Genomic DNA, 15270 nt, shown 5'->3' with positions numbered 1-15270 from the left:
AAGGACCTTTTATGCGCCAGGCGACGATCACCCGCAAGACATCGGAAACCTCGATCGAGGTGACGCTGAACCTCGACGGTACCGGGGTTTATGACAACCGGACCGGCGTGGGTTTCTTCGACCACATGCTGGACCAGCTGTCGCGGCATTCGCTGATCGACATGACGATCCGCGCCACAGGCGACCTGCATATCGACGACCACCACACGGTCGAGGATACCGGCATCGCCATCGGCCAGGCCCTGGTCGCGGCCCTGGGGGACAAGAAGGGCATCCGCCGCTATGGCAGCTTCCTGCTGGCCATGGACGATTCGCTGGTCCGCGCCGCGCTGGACCTGTCCGCCCGCCCCTACCTGGTCTGGAACGTCGATTTTCCGTCGGAAAAGATCGGGACCTTCGACACCGAACTGGTGCGCGAATTCTTCCAGGCGCTGTCCACGCATGGCGGCATCACCCTGCATGTCGACCGCATCCACGGGCTGAACAGCCACCACATCGCCGAGGCGGCGTTTAAGTCCGTCGCCCGCGCGCTGCGCGAGGCGGTGGAACCTGACCCCCGCATGGCGGGTGTCCTGCCCTCGACCAAAGGGGCCCTGTGATGCGGGTCGCGCTGGTCGATTACGACAGCGGCAACCTGCATTCGGCGGAAAAGGCCTTCCAGCTGATGGGCCGCGACGCGGGCGCCGAGGTCGTGGTCACCTCCGACCCCGATGTCGCCGCCCGCGCCGACCGCATCGTGCTGCCGGGCGACGGCGCCTTCCCCGCCTGCCGTGCGGCCCTGGGCGAGGTCGACGGCATGGCCGAGGCGATCCAGCAGGCCGTCCTGACGCGCGGCGTGCCCTTCATGGGCATCTGCGTCGGGATGCAGATGCTGGCCACCACCGGCCACGAATACCGAGAGACCCCCGGCCTGAACTGGATCGGCGGAGAGATCCAGGCCATCGCCGCGCCGGGCCTCAAGGTGCCGCACATGGGCTGGAACGATCTGGTGATCGACAACCCGCACCCCGTGCTGGAAGGGATCGCGACGGGCGATCACGCCTATTTCGTCCACAGCTGGCAATTCCAGGTGGCCGACCCCGCGCATCTGCTGGCGCATGTCGACTATGGCGGACCGGTCACCGCGGTGGTGGGACGCGACAACATCATCGGCACCCAGTTTCACCCTGAAAAATCCCAAGGCGTCGGCCTGCGCCTGATCGCGAACTTCCTGCGCTGGAACCCCTGAACTCTCCGTTGCCCCAGGACCCTCGGGGGTAGATGGGGCAAAAGGACCAGTGGGGGCGCAAGCGCCCCCCGCCTTCAGCCCCTCACATAGTCGCCGTACATCTCCTCGACCCGCCGCGTCACCGGCCCGCCCACGCCGCTGCGCAGCGCCCGCCCGTCGATGCTGGCCACCGGCGTGATTCCGCCAAGCGTGCCGGTCACAAAGGCCTCGTCCGCGGCATAGGTTTGCGCCAGGGTGAAATTCCCCTCGCGCAGCACGCCGCCCGCCTCGCGCCACAGCCGCATCACCGTCGCCCGCGTGATCCCGTTGAAGCAGCAGGCCCCGTCCGAGGTCCACAGCTCCTGCCCCCGGACGATGAAGAAGTTCGTGGAATTGCAGCTGGCGACGAATCCCCGGTCGTCCAGCATCAGCGCCTCGTCTGCGCCCATGCCGATCGCCTGGTTCAATGCCTGGATGAAGTTCAGCCGGCTGTGCGAATTCAGCCGCAGGTCGAACACGTCCGGCGTCGAACAGCGGATGGCCGAGGTCATCAGCCGCAGCCCCCGCGCCTTCAGCGCCGCATTGGGCTGTTTCCACTCGGCCAGGATCACCACGGTCGGCCCGCCCCGCACAAAGCGCGGGTCCTGGTTGATGGTCGTCTTGACCCCGCGCGTGACCATCAGGCGGATATGGACGCCGTCCTCCATCCCGTTGGCGGCCAGCAGCGCATCGATGGCCGCCACCAGATCCGCACGCGGCATCAGATCCAGCCGGATGGCATTGGCGCCCTCGTAGAGCCGGTCCAGATGCGCTTCCAGCGACAGGATGCGGCCGCGCACCAGCCGCAGCCCCTCCCAGACCCCGTCCCCCAGCCCGAAGCCCGCGTCAAAGACCGACACCCGCGCCTCGTCCCGCGGCACCAGGTCGCCGTTCACATGAACCAGCACCCGGTCGTTGCGCGGATCGGGGGCATAGCTTTGGGCGCTGTCGCGGCTGGCATCATCCATCGGAACCTCCTGCTTCTTTGGGCGGCAGGCAATCATGGGCAGGTTCCGGGGGCAAGCCGCTCTGGACGCCGGGCGCGCGATCAGCTTTTGTGCCCGAAAGACAGGAGAGGCTGATGGACGATCTGGAACGGCGCATCGCGCAGGGGCGCGGCGACCAGCCCGCCGATCTGGTTTTGCGCGGCGGGCGGGTCTTCGACCTGGTGACCGGCGCCATGATCGGCGGCGACGTGGCGATCTGCGGCGACCGGATCGTGGGCATCGGCGCCGATTACGAGGGCACGCGGGTCATCGACGTCACCGGCCTGACCCTGGTGCCGGGCTTCATCGACACGCACCTGCATGTCGAGAGCAGCCTGGTCACCCCCTTTGAATTTGACCGCTGCGTCACGCCCCGCGGCGTCACCACCGCCATCTGCGATCCGCATGAGATCGCCAATGTCATCGGCCTGGACGGCATCCGCTATTTCCAAGCCGCCTCCGAACACCTGCTGATGGACCTGCGCGTCCAGCTGTCCTCCTGTGTGCCGTCCACGGAGATGGAGACCTCGGGCGCCCGGATCGAGGCCGCCGACCTGGCGCAGGTCATGGGCCACCGATCGGCCATCGGCCTGGCCGAGTTCATGAACTATCCGGGCGTGATCCACCGCGACCCGGCGGCGATGGCCAAGCTGCGCCTGTTCGCGGGCGGCCATATCGACGGCCACTGCCCGCAGCTGTCGGGCCGTGACCTGAATGCCTATGTCGCCGCCGGCATCCGCACCGAGCACGAGGCCACCACGGCGGACGAGGCGCTGGAAAAGCTGCGCAAGGGCATGCGCGTGCTGATCCGCGAAGGCTCGGTCAGCAAGGACCTCGACGCGCTGCAACCCGTGCTGACGGAGCCGACCAGCGCCTATCTGTGCCTGTGCACGGACGACCGCAACCCGCTGGACATCGCGGAACACGGGCACCTGGACTACATGATCCGCCGCCTGATCGCGCTTGGTACGTCGCCGCTGGCGGCCTATCGCGCCGCGTCCCTGTCGGCGGCCGAAGCCTTTGGGCTGAAGGATCGCGGGCTGATCGCGCCGGGCCTGCGCGCCGACATCGTGGCGATCGACAGCCTGGAGGGCTGCTACGCGCAGATGGTCCTGACCGGCGGGCGTATCGCGGACGACGCGGCGTTCGCGGCGCGCGGCACCGTCGCCCCGGTCGGCCGCGCCTCGGTCAAGGCGCCCCGGGTCACGCCGCAGGAATTCCGCTGCACGGGCAACCGCACCCAAACCCCCGTGATCGGCATCCTGGAAGGCAAGATCATCACCGAACACCTGACCATCGACATCCCGCCGCAGGATGGTGACAAGCGTCCCGATCCGGCCCGCGACCTGACCCGGATCGCGGTGATCGAGCGCCATGGCAAGAACGGCAACATCGCCACAGGCTTTGTCCGGGGCTTTGGCTTGGCACGCGGCGCCATCGCCTCGACCGTCTGCCACGACCACCACAACATCGCCGTGGTGGGGGCCGATTACGCCGAGATGGCGCTGGCTGCCAATCGCCTGTCAGAGATCGAAGGCGGCTTCGTCGTCGCCTGCGAAGGGCGGATCCTGGCCGAACTGCCCCTGCCCGTCGCCGGCCTGATGAGCCTTGATCCGTTCGAGACCGTCCGCGACGCCCTGATCGACCTGCGCCAGGCTGCCCGCAGCCTGGGCACCCCGCTGGAAGAGCCCTTCCTGCAACTGGCCTTCCTCGCCCTGCCTGTCATCCCGGCGCTGAAGATCACCGATCGCGGCATGGTTGATGTCGCGAAATTCGAGATCATCGCCCCCTGATGTCTCCGTTGCCCAACGAGCCGCAGGCGTAGGCACGGCCAAGACCGGGCAGCAGCCTCCTTACCCGCCCCGCACCCGCGCGACCTCGGCAATGGCCCGCGCCACGGCCTCGTCGATGCTCAGCCTGCTGGTGTCCAGCACCACCGCGTCATCGGCAGGCCGCAGCGGCGCAGTCGCCCGCTGGCTGTCGCGCAGGTCGCGCTCGCGCAGTTGCGCCAGCATCTCGGCCGGGTCGGCGCCCAGTTCGGCGGCGCGCCGTTCCGCACGCACCTCGTCCGAGGCCACGACATAAAGCTTCACCGCCGCGTCGGGGCAGATGACCGTGCCGATGTCGCGCCCGTCCAGCACCGCGCCCGGCTCCTGGGCGGCAAAGCGGTGCTGGAACTCGACCAGCGCCGCGCGCACCTCGGGGATGGCGGCGATGCGGCTGGCGGCCTGGCCCGCCTCGGCGCTGCGCAGCCCCTGCCCTTGCAGATCGGCCGGCGACAGGCCGCGTGCAGCGGCCACCGCGTCACCGCCCAATGCCCCGGTGGCCCGGTACAGAAGACCGGTATCCAGGTGGTGAAATCCGAAATGGCGGGCCAGGGCGCGGGCGATGGTGCCCTTGCCGGATGCGGCCGGTCCGTCGATGGCGATGATGAAGGGCATGTCAGTCAGGGCCGGCTTGAGGAAAGGATGTGCCGCACCCATGGCACAGGAAGCCCCGAAAGGTCCAGCACCGGCCGCGACTTGACCTGAACAGCGCGGCAGCGCAGGGGATCGGGGTCAGATTCCGCTTGGCAAAGGCGCCGTCGCCACGTCCTATGAACCATTGTGACCCCCGTTTCGAGATCGACATTTTATGCTTTCAGGATTCATCGAGGAGCTGCTGGCTGCCGGAACCCTTTCCGACATCAGAACCGTGTTCATGGCAGCAGCCGCGCAGTTCGGGTTCGAAAACACCTTCTACGCCGCCCGCTTCATGCTGACCGTGCCAGCCTCGCTTCTGCGCGAGCCCCCGGTGGTCCTGACCAACGCCCCCGCGCCGGTGCTGGAAGAGGCCCGGCAGCTGCGCGACCTGGACAGCGACGGATGGGTCCGGTGGGTGCTGGAAAACGACGGCGACATTTCCTCGGCCGAACTTCAGGCGCAGTGGTCGTCTCCTTCGCTGCAGGTCGCCGCGCGGCACGGTGTCGGCGCGGTGCATATCCTCAGCCTGCGCGAACGGGTGCTGCACAGCGCCGGAGCGGTCCTGCTGAACCCGCACAAGGGCGCCGATGACGAGGTCCTGGCGCAGCGCTGGCGCCAGTCGGGCCGGGACATGCGCATCCTGTCCTGGATCATGCACATGCGCGTGGCCACGATGGCCCGCCAGCAGTTCCCGCCGACCCTGACGCCACGCCAGCGCGAGGTCCTGGGCTGGCGCTCGGCCGGCAAGACCGTGGACGAGATCGCGATCATCCTGGGGATCACGCCCGCGACGGTCGAAAAGCACCTGCGGCTGGCCCGCGACTCACTGGGGGTGGAGACAACGCCGCAGGCGGTGCTCAAGGCGCATGTCACCCACCAGCTGCACCACCCCGACACCGCCCTGCGGGGGTAGGGTTTTCCCCCGTTTTCCTCGGCGTCCCACTGGCGTCAGATCGGCCGGTTCCGTGAGTGGTGACACGCAAGTGTCAGGAACAGGCGGCGTGCGGCCTGGTTGCCTTGGCCGCCGCCGCCACCAGGATCTGCAACCTCAGCGGGCAAAACGAAAAATGCCGGCCACCAGGGCCGGCATTTCGCGTTGAGGCGAAAGGGAATCAGGCGCCGCTGAGGGTCTTGGCGACCTCGGCTGCGAAATCCTCTTCCTTCTTCTCGATGCCTTCGCCGACGGCCACGCGCGCAAAGGCGGTGATCGTCGCGCCCTGCTCCTTGGCCGCTTCGGCCACGGTCAGGTCGGGGTTGATGACGAACTTCTGGCCGGTCAGCGTGACCTCCTCGAAGAACTTCTTCATGCGGCCCTCGATCATCTTCTCGATGACCGCGTCCGGCTTGCCCGACTCGCGCGCCTGCTCGGTCAGGACCTGCTTCTCGCGCTCGACCAGGGACTGGTCCAGGTCCGCTTCGCCCAGCGAGGCGGGCGAGGTCGCGGCGACATGCATCGCGATCTGGCGACCGATTTCCTCGTTGCCGCCCTCAAGGCCGACCAGCACGCCGATCTTGCCCATGCCGTCGGCGGCAGCGTTGTGCACGTAGTGCACGACCGTCGGCGCGGTCACGACGACCATCCGGCGCAGGGTCATGTTCTCGCCGATCTTGGCGATGGCGTCGGTCAGGATCTCGGAGACGGCCTTGCCGTCGATCTGCTCGTTCTTCAGCGCCTCGACATCGTCGACGTTCAGCGCGGCCTGGGCGATCTTGCGCACCATGGCCTGGAATTCCTCGTTCTTGCCGACGAAGTCGGTTTCCGAGTTCACCTCGACGGCAACGCCCTTGCCGGCTTTCACGGCGACGGCGACCAGGCCCTCGGCGGCAACGCGGCCCGATTTCTTGGCGGCCTTGGCCAGACCCTTGGTGCGCAGCCAGTCCACCGCGGCTTCCATGTCGCCGTCGGTTTCGGTCAGCGCCTTCTTGGCGTCCATCATGCCTGCGCCGGTGGTCTCGCGCAGTTCCTTCACCATGGCTGCGGTGATTGCCATATCCGTCTCCTCTGTGTTCAACACGTCAGGCGGGGCATATCCCCGCCTGACGACAATTCGATGAAATCGCGGATCCGAAAGGGATCAGGCTTCGGCGGCAGCCTCTTCGGCGGCCGGCTCGTCCAGCAGCTCTTCCGGGGCATCCGACAGCGAACCCAGGTCGACGCCCGCGGCGCCCATCTGGGCCGACATGCCGTCCAGCGCGGCGCGGCTGACCAGGTCGCAGTACAGTGCGATCGCGCGGGCCGCGTCATCGTTGCCCGGGATGATGTAGTCCACGCCTTCGGGCGAGCAGTTGGTATCGACCACGGCGACGACCGGGATGCCCAGCTTCTTGGCTTCCAGGATGGCCAGGTCTTCCTTGTTCACGTCGATGACGAACAGCAGGTCGGGAAGGCCGCCCATGTCGCGGATGCCGCCCAAGCTGGCCTGCAGCTTGGCCTGCTCGCGCTCGAGCTGCAGACGCTCTTTCTTGGTCAGGCCATCGGCGCCGCCGGCCATGGTCTCGTCGATCGCCTTCAGGCGGTTGATCGACTGGCTGACGGTCTTCCAGTTGGTCAGCGTGCCGCCCAGCCAACGGTGGTTCATGTAGAACTGGGCCGACTTTTCGGCGGCCTCGGAGATGGCCTTCTGGGCCTGGCGCTTGGTGCCGACGAACAGCACGCGGCCGCCCTTGGCGACGGTGTCGCGCACGACCTGCAGCGCCTGGTCCAGCATCGGGACAGTCTGCGTCAGGTCGAGGATGTGGATGCCATTGCGGTCGCCATAGATGAACTCGCCCATGCGGGGGTTCCAGCGCTGCGTCTGGTGGCCATAGTGAACGCCAGCTTCAAGAAGCTGACGCAGCGAGAATTCGGGAAGCGCCATAACGTGTTCCTTTCCGGTTTGCGCCTTGGCAGGGGAACTCAGGGCGGACGCCCCAACCGGTGGACCTTTTGCGGATGTCTCCCGCAAGGGCCCGCCCCTGCCTGTGAAGTGTGCGCGCCATAGCCCCTGCCCGGCGTCAATGCAAGCGGTTTCGCCATCGGACCCGTTCGATAGCGGTAACACTTGGATCCCAAAAATGGCGCTTTGGCTTGCATCACCCGCGTCTTGGGTTCAGGTTCGGGGCGATTTTCACGTCCGAAGGTGCGCCATGACCCCGCAGATCCAGTCGCAGCAGACCAAGGCCCTGTGCCAGCTTGCCCCCGTCATCCCGGTCATCGTGATCAAGGACGCCGCCCAGGCCGAGGGGCTGGCCCGGGCGCTGGTCACTGGCGGCCTGCCGGTGCTGGAGGTGACGCTGCGATCCGATGCGGCATTGGATTCGATCCGCGCGATGAGCGGGGTTCAGGGCGGCCATGTCGGCGCCGGCACGGTGCTGACGCCCGACGACGCCAAGCGGGCCAAGGATGCGGGCGCGAAATTCGCCGTCTCTCCGGGCCTGACCGACCGCCTGATCGCTGCCTGCGAGGAGCTGGAGCTGCCGCTGCTGCCCGGTGTGGTCACGGCCTCCGAAGTGATGCGGGCGGCCGATGCGGGCTTTGACATGCTGAAGTTCTTTCCGGCCGAGGCCGTCGGCGGCGCGCCTGCGCTGAAGTCGCTGGCCGGTCCCCTGCCCCGCGTCAGCTTCTGCCCCACGGGCGGCGTGACCCCGCAGAACGCCGGCAGCTACCTGTCGCTGCCCAACGTGATCTGCGTGGGCGGCAGCTGGATCGTCACCGATGCGGATGTCGCCGCCGGGAACTGGCAGGCGATCGAGGATCGCGCCCGCACCGCCGCCGCCCTGCCCCGCGGGTAAGGACCGCGATGACCGACCTGGCCCGCGCAAGGCGCAACGTCATCATCCTGGTGCTGGCGCAGGCGATCCTGGGCGCGCAGATGTCGGTCGTCTTCATCGTCGGCGGGCTGGCGGGCCAGATCCTGGCGCCCAATCCCTGCCTGGCGACGCTGCCCGTGTCGCTGGTCATCCTGGGATCGGCGCTGACCGCGCGCCCGCTGTCACGCCTCATGCAGCGGCGCGGGCGGCAGGCGGGCTTTCTTCTGGCCGTGATGGCCGGCGCCCTGGGGGCCGCGGTGTCGGCGACGGGGCTTTGGCAGAACTCCTTCCTGCTGTTCCTGATGGGCTCGCTGCTGACCGGGATCTACATGTCGGCGCAGGGCTTCTACCGCTTCGCGGCGACCGACACCGCCCCCGAGGATTTCGCTCCCCGTGCGATCAGCTGGGTGATGGCGGGGGGGCTTGCCTCGGCGATCATCGGGCCGTCGCTGGTGCGGCTGACCAGCGACCTGACCGCGATGCCCTTTCTGGCCACCTATGTCGCGGTGATCGGGCTGAACCTGATCGGGCCGTTCCTTTTCGCCTTCCTGGACATTCCGCGGCCGCCTGCGCCGGTGGCGGGCGTCGTCGCCGGACGGCCGATGGGTCAGATCCTGCGCAGCCCGGCGATCATCGTCGCGATGATCTGCGGGATGGTGTCCTATGCGCTGATGAACCTGGTGATGACCTCGACGCCGCTGGCGGTGGTCGGCTGCGGCTATCACGCCTCGGACGCGGCCAATATCGTCAGCGCGCATGTCCTGGCCATGTTCGCCCCCAGCTTCTTCACCGGCCACCTGATCGCGCGCTTCGGGCCGGAACGCATCGTGGGTCTGGGCCTGGTCATCTTGGCCATGGCCGGGGCCGTGGCGCTGTCGGGCATCCAGCTGGAGCAGTTCTTCCTGGCCCTGATCCTCCTGGGGATCGGCTGGAACTTTGGCTATATCGGCGCCACCACCATGCTGACCCGCGCCCATGCCCCGGAAGAGCGTGGCCGCGTCCAGGGCATGAACGACCTGATCGTCTTTGGCGGGGTGTTCCTGGCCTCGCTGTCCTCAGGCGGGCTGCTGAACTGCTCGGGTGGGTCGGTGCAGGCCGGGTGGAACGCCGTCAACCTGGCGATGCTGCCGTTCCTGGTGCTGGCCGGCGGTGCGCTGATCTGGCTGGTGATGCGCCCGAAAGAGGCCTGAGCCTCAGATCAGCGTCTTCTGCTCCGGCGCAGGGGGCTTGCGCCGCTTGGGTCGGGCGGGGGCGGTTTCGGGCTGAACCGCGACCCGGCGGTCGCCCGCGAATTGCAGCTCCAGCCGCGCCGCCTGCCCCGCCGCATCGGCCGAAGTGATGACCTTGTCCTCCAGGCCACGCACGATGACAAAGCCACGGGCCAGCGTTTCCTCGGGGCCAAGCGACAGGCGCATCCGGTCCAGCCGCATCAGGGTCTGCCGGCGCTGGCCCTGTCCCCGCCGCAGCGCCGCGTCCAGACGCTGGTGCAGTTCCGTCAGCCGTGCCGCCTGCTGGGTGATCGCGCGCCGCGTGGTGGCCGTCACGCGCTTCAGCGACGCATCCAGCCGTTCCTGGATCTGCACCAGCCGGTCACGGGGACGTTCCGTCCGGCGCCGGCCCGCAAGGTCCAGGCGGCTTTCCAGGCGCTCCAGCCCGTGCCGCTTGGCAGCGGTGAACTGGCGCAGCGTCGCGGCCGGCATGGGGCGCGAGGCCAGCTGCTGGTGGCGGCCGCGGACCAGCTGGCGCAGCGCCGGTTCCAGCCGCGCACCGCGCAGGTCGAGGCGCTGACGCGCGCCCTCGGTCAGGGCCGAGGGGCGGCCCAAGGCGCGGGCCAGATCGCGCAGCCGCTGGCGCGGGCGCTGGATCGCCTGCGCGTTGCAGCGCGCCATCCGCGCCCCGCTTTCGGCCAGCCTCGCCGCCAGGTCGGCCCGCACCGGCACGGCCATTTCGGCGGCGGCGGTGGGCGTCGGCGCGCGGCGGTCCGAGGCAAAGTCGATCAGCGTCGTGTCCGTCTCATGCCCCACGGCCGAGATCAGCGGGATGGTGCTGGCCGCCGCAGCCCGCACCACGATCTCTTCGTTGAAGCCCCACAGATCCTCCAGGCTGCCGCCGCCGCGCGCCACGATGATCAGGTCGGGCCGCGGGATCGCCCCCCCCTGCGGCAGTGCGTTGAAGCCCTGGATGGCGGCCGAGACCTGCGCCGCGCAGGCCTGCCCCTGCACCGCCACGGGCCAGATCACCACGCGGGTCGGAAAGCGGTCGCGCAGCCGGTGCAGGATGTCGCGGATCACCGCCCCCGAGGGCGAGGTCACGACCCCGATCACCTTGGGCAGGAACGGCAAGGCCCGCTTGCGGTCAGGATCGAACAGCCCCTCGGCCGCCAAGGCCTTCTTGCGCTTTTCCAGCATCGCCATCAGCGCGCCGGCCCCGGCAGGCTCGATCTGGTCAACGATCATCTGGTACTTGGACTGGCCGGGAAAGGTCGTCAGCCGGCCAGTCGCGATGACCTCCATCCCCTCCTCGGGGGCTTGGATCAGCCGCGCGGCCTGCCCCTTCCAGGTCACCGCCGCCAGGCAGGCGCGGTCGTCCTTGAGGTCGAAATAGAGATGCCCCGAACCAGGCCGCGACACGCGCCCGACCTCGGCCCGCACCCGGACGCGGCCGAACTGGTCCTCGATGCTGCGCTTGACGGCGCCCGACAGCTCGGAGACCGTGAATTCATGCGCATTGCTGCCCGCGGGCGGGTCGGTTTCGGGGTCGTCGTCCAGAAGGTCCATGCGGCTTGTTCCCTTGTCCGCGCCAGACTAGAACGCCGCAAGGTCAAGCGAAAGGGCGGCAGATGAATATCCTGATCCTGGGCGGCGGCGGGCGCGAACATGCGCTGGCTTGGGCCATCCGGCAGAACCCGAAATGCGACCGGCTGATTGTGGCGCCGGGCAATGCCGGGATTGCAGGAGTTGCGGAATGCGCCGCGCTGGATGTCCTGTCGCGCGCGGATGTTCTGGAATTCGCCCAAGAAAACGCCATCGACTTCGTCATCATCGGCCCCGAGGCGCCGCTGGCCGCCGGGGTGTCGGACGCGCTTCGCAACGCGGGCTTTCTCGTCTTTGGTCCCAGCCAGGCCGCCGCGCAGCTGGAAGCTTCCAAGACCTTCACCAAAGAGATCTGTGACGCCTGCGGGGCCCCCACCGCGGCCTGGGCACGCTTCACCGCCGCCGCGCCCGCCCGCGACCATGTCACCGCCCAAGGCGCACCCATCGTGATCAAGGCCGACGGGCTGGCCGCCGGCAAGGGCGTCACCGTGGCCGAGACGGTCGAGCAGGCTCATGCCGCCATCGACGCGATCTTCGACGGCGAGTTCGGAGACATGTCGCTGGTGGTCGAGGAGTTCATGGCCGGCGAGGAGGCCAGCTTCTTCATCCTCAGCGACGGCACCGACTGTCTGCCCATCGGCACCGCCCAGGACCACAAGCGCGTGGGCGACGGCGATACCGGACCCAATACCGGCGGCATGGGCGCCTACAGCCCCGCCCCGGTGCTGACACCCGCGATCCAGGATCAGGTGATGGAGCGTATCGTGCGCCCGACCATCGCCGAGATGGCGCGGCGCGGCATGCCCTTCCAAGGCGTCCTCTATGCCGGGCTGATGATCCGGGACGGCCAGGCCCGCCTGGTCGAATACAACGTCCGCTTCGGCGACCCGGAGTGCCAGGTGCTGATGATGCGGCTTGGGGGGCAGGCCCTGGACCTGCTTCTGGCCTGTGCCGAGGGGCGCCTGGCGGATGTTCCGGTCACCTGGGCCGACGACCATGCCCTGACCGTGGTCATGGCCGCCGAGGGCTATCCCGGCAGCTACGTGAAGGGCACGCCGATCAGGGGCCTGGACGCGCTGCCCGAGACCAGCTTCCAGATGACCTTCCACGCCGGCACGGACCTGCAGGACGGTGCGATCGTCGCCACGGGCGGTCGGGTTCTGGCCTGCACCGGACGCGGCGCCACCCTGGCCGAGGCGCATCAGCGCGCCTATCAGCTGGTCGACGCGATCGACTGGCCACAGGGCTTCTGCCGCCGCGACATCGGCTGGCGCGCGCTCTAGCCCGCATGAAAAGGACCGGCGCGCCCTCGCCCGCCGGTCCCTTGGCCGTTTCTTCGTTGTCAGAAATACCCCCGCCGGAGGCACCCGGACCAACCGCTCCGCGCGACCGTCAGCTGGTCGAATAAAGCCCCTCGTAGATCGGCAGCAGCGTGTCCGTCTCGAACAGGCTGCTGACCGAGGTGCCGTTCCAGATGTTCAGGATCGCCTGCGTGAACATCGGCGCAGTGGGCACGATGCGGATGTTGGGCGCGTTCCGCACGGCCTCGGTGGGCTGGATCGAATCGGTGATCACCAGCGACTTCATGACCGACTTCGCCACGCGCTCTACCGCCGGGCCCGACAGCACGCCATGGGTGATATAGGCATGAACCTCGGTCGCGCCGTTGTCGGTCAGGACCTGCGCCGCCTTGCACAACGTGCCGGCCGTGTCGCAGATGTCGTCCACGATGATGCAGGCCTTGCCGGCCACGTCGCCGATCACTGTCATCTCGGCCACTTCGCCGGCCTTTTCGCGGCGCTTGTCCACGATCGACAGGGGCGCGCCGATCCGGGTCGCCAGTTCGCGGGCCCGCGCGACGCCCCCCACGTCCGGAGAGACCACCATCAGGTCGTTCATCCGGCCCTTGAAATGGTGCTGCACATCCAGCGCAAAGACCGGCGCCGCATAAAGGTTGTCCACCGGCACGTCGAAGAAGCCCTGGATCTGGGCGGCATGCAGGTCCAGCGTCAGGACCCGGTCTACGCCCGCCTGCGTCAGCAGGTTCGCGACCAGCTTGGCGCTGATGGGCGTGCGGGCCTTGGCCCGGCGATCCTGGCGCGCATAGCCGAAATAGGGGATCACCGCCGTGATCCGCGAGGCCGAGGACCGGCGCAGCGCGTCGGTGATGACCAACAGCTCCATCAGGTTGTCATTGGCCGGGTTCGAGGTCGGCTGGATGATGTACATGTCCTCGCCGCGGACGTTCTCGTAGACCTCGACGAAGATCTCCTGGTCGTTGAACCGCTCGACGCGGGCGTCCAGAAGGCTGACGCTCATGCCGCGATGCATGGACATGCGCCGCGCGATGGACTGCGCCAGGGGACGGTTGGCGTTTCCGGAAATCAGCTTGGGTTCGGTCATGACGGGCATGGATCGGGGCCTTTGGGGGGTTGCGTCAGATTGCGGATGCCTTAGCACCGGGCTAGCCTGCGGGCAAACCAGAAGGACCGCAGCATGGCGCATATCGACTATTATCTCGGCACGATCAGCCCGTTCAGCTATCTGGCAGGCGATCGCCTGGAAAAGATCGCCGCACGGCACGGCGCGCAGATCACTTACAAGCCCGTAGACCTGATGCAGCTCTTCGACCGCACGGGCGGCATCCGCCCGGCGGACCGCCATGCCAGCCGGATGGAGTATCGCGCGCAGGAATTGCCGCGATGGGCCGAGCATCTGAGCATGCCCCTGAACCTCAAGCCCGCCCATTGGCCGGTGAACATGGCGCCGTCCTCCTATGCGGTCATCGCGGCCCAGCAGGCGGGCGGCGGCGATCTGGGAGGGCTGGTGCAGGGCTTCCTGCGGGCGGTCTGGGCCGAGGAGCGCGACATCAGCGACGACGGCGTCATCCGCGAGATCCTGGCGGCGCATGGATTTGATCCTGCCCTGGCGGACAAGGGCCTGTTCGTGGGCGCGGAAACCTATGGCCGCAACCTGGAACAGGCGGTCGCCGACGGCGCCTTCGGCGCGCCCTTCTATGTCGTGCGCGACAGCGGGCAGCGCTTCTGGGGCCAGGACCGGCTGGACTTTCTGGACCGCCACCTGGCCACCCTATGAGCGGCGTCCATCTTCGGCATTGGCCGGGCGATCCCGATCGTCCGGCGCTGGCGCTGCATTGCATGCTGGGCAGCGGCAGCAGCTGGGGGCCGATCGCCGAGGCGCTTGGGGGCCAGGTGGACCTGCGCGCCTTCGACCTGCCGGGACACGGGCGCAGCGGTGACTGGCAACCCGGCGCGGACGATCGCGACTATCACACCGCCGTCACGCGCATCGCCGCCAGCTTCATCGAGCGGCCGCTGGACCTGATCGGCCACAGCTTTGGCGCCACGGTCGCGTTGCGCATCGCGGTGGCCGCCCCCGAGGCGGTGCGCAGCCTGACCCTGATCGAGCCGGTGCTGTTCGCCGCCGCGCCGGATGCGGCCCAGGATGCGCTGGACGCCCGGATGCAGGCGGCACTGGCAGATGGTCATGCAGAAGAGGCGGCGCAGGGTTTCCTGTCGGTCTGGGGCGACCAGGACTGGGCGGCGCTGCCCGCGCCGATCCAGATGCAGATGACGCGGCAGATCCGCCTGGTGGCGGACACCGGCCCCGCGCTGCGCGACGACAGCGCCCGCATCCTGCGCGACGGCGGGCTGGAGCAGGTCGATGCCCCGGTCCTGCTGATCGCGGGGGCAGAGAGCCCGCGGGTGATCCACGCGATTTCGGATGCGCTGGCGGCCCGGCTGCCGGATGTCGGGCGCGCCACCGTGCCCGGTGCAGGGCACATGCTGCCCCTGACGCATCCGAAGCAGCTTGCAGGCCTGATCGCCGTCAACCTGGAGCGCAGCTGACGGACGCTGCCGGGCAATACCCGACACCCGCGGCCGTTCGGCGACGCCCGCCGCGCCAGCATCAGGTCCGGTGACCGCACAAAGGAAAAGCCCCGGCGAAACACC

General features: G+C 68.5%; 15 protein-coding genes. 9 read left to right on the top strand and 6 right to left on the bottom strand.

The genetic code is table 11. The features are described 5' to 3' along the window. The first annotated feature begins 11 nt into the window (after positions 1-11). Both hisB and hisH read left to right on the top strand, forming a co-directional pair. Positions 12-599, top strand: coding sequence for an imidazoleglycerol-phosphate dehydratase HisB (hisB, locus tag ACZ2G3_RS03800; RefSeq protein ID WP_419268995.1), 588 nt, complete (start codon positions 12-14; stop codon positions 597-599). Beyond that, positions 599-1228 (top strand): imidazole glycerol phosphate synthase subunit HisH, encoded by a 630-nt coding sequence (gene hisH, locus ACZ2G3_RS03795; RefSeq protein WP_470397758.1) that lies wholly within the window; start codon positions 599-601, stop codon positions 1226-1228. Before hisB ends, hisH begins: the two co-directional genes overlap by 1 nt. A gap of 74 nt (positions 1229-1302) precedes the next feature. Here the strand turns inward: hisH and ACZ2G3_RS03790 are convergent, their stop codons facing one another. Continuing rightward, positions 1303-2214 (bottom strand): aminotransferase class IV, encoded by a 912-nt coding sequence (locus ACZ2G3_RS03790; RefSeq protein ID WP_470397757.1) that lies wholly within the window; start codon positions 2212-2214, stop codon positions 1303-1305. A gap of 113 nt (positions 2215-2327) precedes the next feature. On the opposite strand from ACZ2G3_RS03790, the gene ade reads away from it, so the two are divergent. Beyond that, positions 2328-4025, top strand: coding sequence for an adenine deaminase (ade, locus tag ACZ2G3_RS03785; RefSeq protein WP_470397755.1), 1698 nt, complete (start codon positions 2328-2330; stop codon positions 4023-4025). Between the two features lie 60 nt (positions 4026-4085). Here the strand turns inward: ade and ACZ2G3_RS03780 are convergent, their stop codons facing one another. Beyond that, the gene (locus tag ACZ2G3_RS03780) at positions 4086-4673 is read right to left on the bottom strand and encodes a (d)CMP kinase (RefSeq protein WP_470397754.1); all 588 of its coding nucleotides are present in this window, start codon (positions 4671-4673) and stop codon (positions 4086-4088) included. Positions 4674-4866: 193 nt separating this feature from the next. Between ACZ2G3_RS03780 and ACZ2G3_RS03775 the strand changes: the two genes are divergently transcribed. Beyond that, positions 4867-5607, top strand: a complete 741-nt coding sequence (locus ACZ2G3_RS03775; RefSeq protein WP_419269000.1) for a helix-turn-helix transcriptional regulator — start codon at positions 4867-4869, stop codon at positions 5605-5607. Positions 5608-5806: 199 nt separating this feature from the next. Here ACZ2G3_RS03775 and tsf read toward each other — a convergent pair whose 3' ends face one another. After that, positions 5807-6685 (bottom strand): translation elongation factor Ts, encoded by an 879-nt coding sequence (gene tsf, locus ACZ2G3_RS03770; RefSeq protein ID WP_419269001.1) that lies wholly within the window; start codon positions 6683-6685, stop codon positions 5807-5809. Positions 6686-6769: 84 nt separating this feature from the next. Continuing rightward, entirely contained in the window at positions 6770-7552 is a 783-nt protein-coding gene (gene rpsB, locus ACZ2G3_RS03765) for a 30S ribosomal protein S2 (RefSeq protein WP_419269002.1), read from the bottom strand. A 268-nt stretch (positions 7553-7820) separates the two neighbouring features. Here rpsB and ACZ2G3_RS03760 point away from each other — a divergent pair, with 268 nt between their 5' ends. Then, on the top strand, positions 7821-8465 hold the full coding sequence (locus tag ACZ2G3_RS03760) for a bifunctional 4-hydroxy-2-oxoglutarate aldolase/2-dehydro-3-deoxy-phosphogluconate aldolase (protein WP_470397751.1): 645 nt from the start codon (positions 7821-7823) through the stop codon (positions 8463-8465). 8 nt (positions 8466-8473) lie between these two features. After that, positions 8474-9673, top strand: coding sequence for an MFS transporter (locus tag ACZ2G3_RS03755; protein WP_470397750.1), 1200 nt, complete (start codon positions 8474-8476; stop codon positions 9671-9673). A 3-nt stretch (positions 9674-9676) separates the two neighbouring features. Here the strand turns inward: ACZ2G3_RS03755 and xseA are convergent, their stop codons facing one another. Beyond that, positions 9677-11260, bottom strand: coding sequence for an exodeoxyribonuclease VII large subunit (gene xseA / locus ACZ2G3_RS03750; protein WP_470397749.1), 1584 nt, complete (start codon positions 11258-11260; stop codon positions 9677-9679). A gap of 62 nt (positions 11261-11322) precedes the next feature. Here xseA and purD point away from each other — a divergent pair, with 62 nt between their 5' ends. After that, a complete protein-coding gene (purD, locus tag ACZ2G3_RS03745) occupies positions 11323-12579 on the top strand; it encodes a phosphoribosylamine--glycine ligase (RefSeq protein ID WP_470397748.1) in 1257 nt (418 codons plus the stop codon). Between the two features lie 109 nt (positions 12580-12688). Here the strand turns inward: purD and ACZ2G3_RS03740 are convergent, their stop codons facing one another. Continuing rightward, on the bottom strand, positions 12689-13708 hold the full coding sequence (locus tag ACZ2G3_RS03740) for a ribose-phosphate pyrophosphokinase (protein WP_419269019.1): 1020 nt from the start codon (positions 13706-13708) through the stop codon (positions 12689-12691). A gap of 84 nt (positions 13709-13792) precedes the next feature. Between ACZ2G3_RS03740 and ACZ2G3_RS03735 the strand changes: the two genes are divergently transcribed. Together ACZ2G3_RS03735 and ACZ2G3_RS03730 are read left to right on the top strand one after the other, a co-directional pair. Next, positions 13793-14392 carry a DsbA family protein gene (locus ACZ2G3_RS03735; protein WP_470397747.1) on the top strand — a complete coding sequence of 200 codons (600 nt, stop codon included), beginning with the start codon at positions 13793-13795 and terminating at the stop codon, positions 14390-14392. Then, positions 14389-15165, top strand: coding sequence for an alpha/beta fold hydrolase (locus ACZ2G3_RS03730; RefSeq protein ID WP_470397745.1), 777 nt, complete (start codon positions 14389-14391; stop codon positions 15163-15165). The genes ACZ2G3_RS03735 and ACZ2G3_RS03730 overlap by 4 nt, the downstream gene beginning before the upstream one ends. Positions 15166-15270 lie beyond the last annotated feature (105 nt).

Source organism: Paracoccus sp. KKT209, from assembly GCF_055635455.1.
This window is presented reverse-complemented; position numbering and strand designations above follow the sequence as displayed.

What these genes read in the sequence shown, in the direction of transcription:
- hisB (WP_419268995.1), top strand. Translation starts at nt 12, where the DNA reads ATGCGCCAGGCGACGATCACCCGCAAGACATCGGAAACCTCGATCGAG.
- hisH (WP_470397758.1), top strand. Translation starts at nt 599, where the DNA reads ATGCGGGTCGCGCTGGTCGATTACGACAGCGGCAACCTGCATTCGGCG.
- ACZ2G3_RS03790 (WP_470397757.1), bottom strand. Translation starts at nt 2,214, where the DNA reads ATGGATGATGCCAGCCGCGACAGCGCCCAAAGCTATGCCCCCGATCCG.
- ade (WP_470397755.1), top strand. Translation starts at nt 2,328, where the DNA reads ATGGACGATCTGGAACGGCGCATCGCGCAGGGGCGCGGCGACCAGCCC.
- ACZ2G3_RS03780 (WP_470397754.1), bottom strand. Translation starts at nt 4,673, where the DNA reads ATGCCCTTCATCATCGCCATCGACGGACCGGCCGCATCCGGCAAGGGC.
- ACZ2G3_RS03775 (WP_419269000.1), top strand. Translation starts at nt 4,867, where the DNA reads ATGCTTTCAGGATTCATCGAGGAGCTGCTGGCTGCCGGAACCCTTTCC.
- tsf (WP_419269001.1), bottom strand. Translation starts at nt 6,685, where the DNA reads ATGGCAATCACCGCAGCCATGGTGAAGGAACTGCGCGAGACCACCGGC.
- rpsB (WP_419269002.1), bottom strand. Translation starts at nt 7,552, where the DNA reads ATGGCGCTTCCCGAATTCTCGCTGCGTCAGCTTCTTGAAGCTGGCGTT.
- ACZ2G3_RS03760 (WP_470397751.1), top strand. Translation starts at nt 7,821, where the DNA reads ATGACCCCGCAGATCCAGTCGCAGCAGACCAAGGCCCTGTGCCAGCTT.
- ACZ2G3_RS03755 (WP_470397750.1), top strand. Translation starts at nt 8,474, where the DNA reads ATGACCGACCTGGCCCGCGCAAGGCGCAACGTCATCATCCTGGTGCTG.
- xseA (WP_470397749.1), bottom strand. Translation starts at nt 11,260, where the DNA reads ATGGACCTTCTGGACGACGACCCCGAAACCGACCCGCCCGCGGGCAGC.
- purD (WP_470397748.1), top strand. Translation starts at nt 11,323, where the DNA reads ATGAATATCCTGATCCTGGGCGGCGGCGGGCGCGAACATGCGCTGGCT.
- ACZ2G3_RS03740 (WP_419269019.1), bottom strand. Translation starts at nt 13,708, where the DNA reads ATGCCCGTCATGACCGAACCCAAGCTGATTTCCGGAAACGCCAACCGT.
- ACZ2G3_RS03735 (WP_470397747.1), top strand. Translation starts at nt 13,793, where the DNA reads ATGGCGCATATCGACTATTATCTCGGCACGATCAGCCCGTTCAGCTAT.
- ACZ2G3_RS03730 (WP_470397745.1), top strand. Translation starts at nt 14,389, where the DNA reads ATGAGCGGCGTCCATCTTCGGCATTGGCCGGGCGATCCCGATCGTCCG.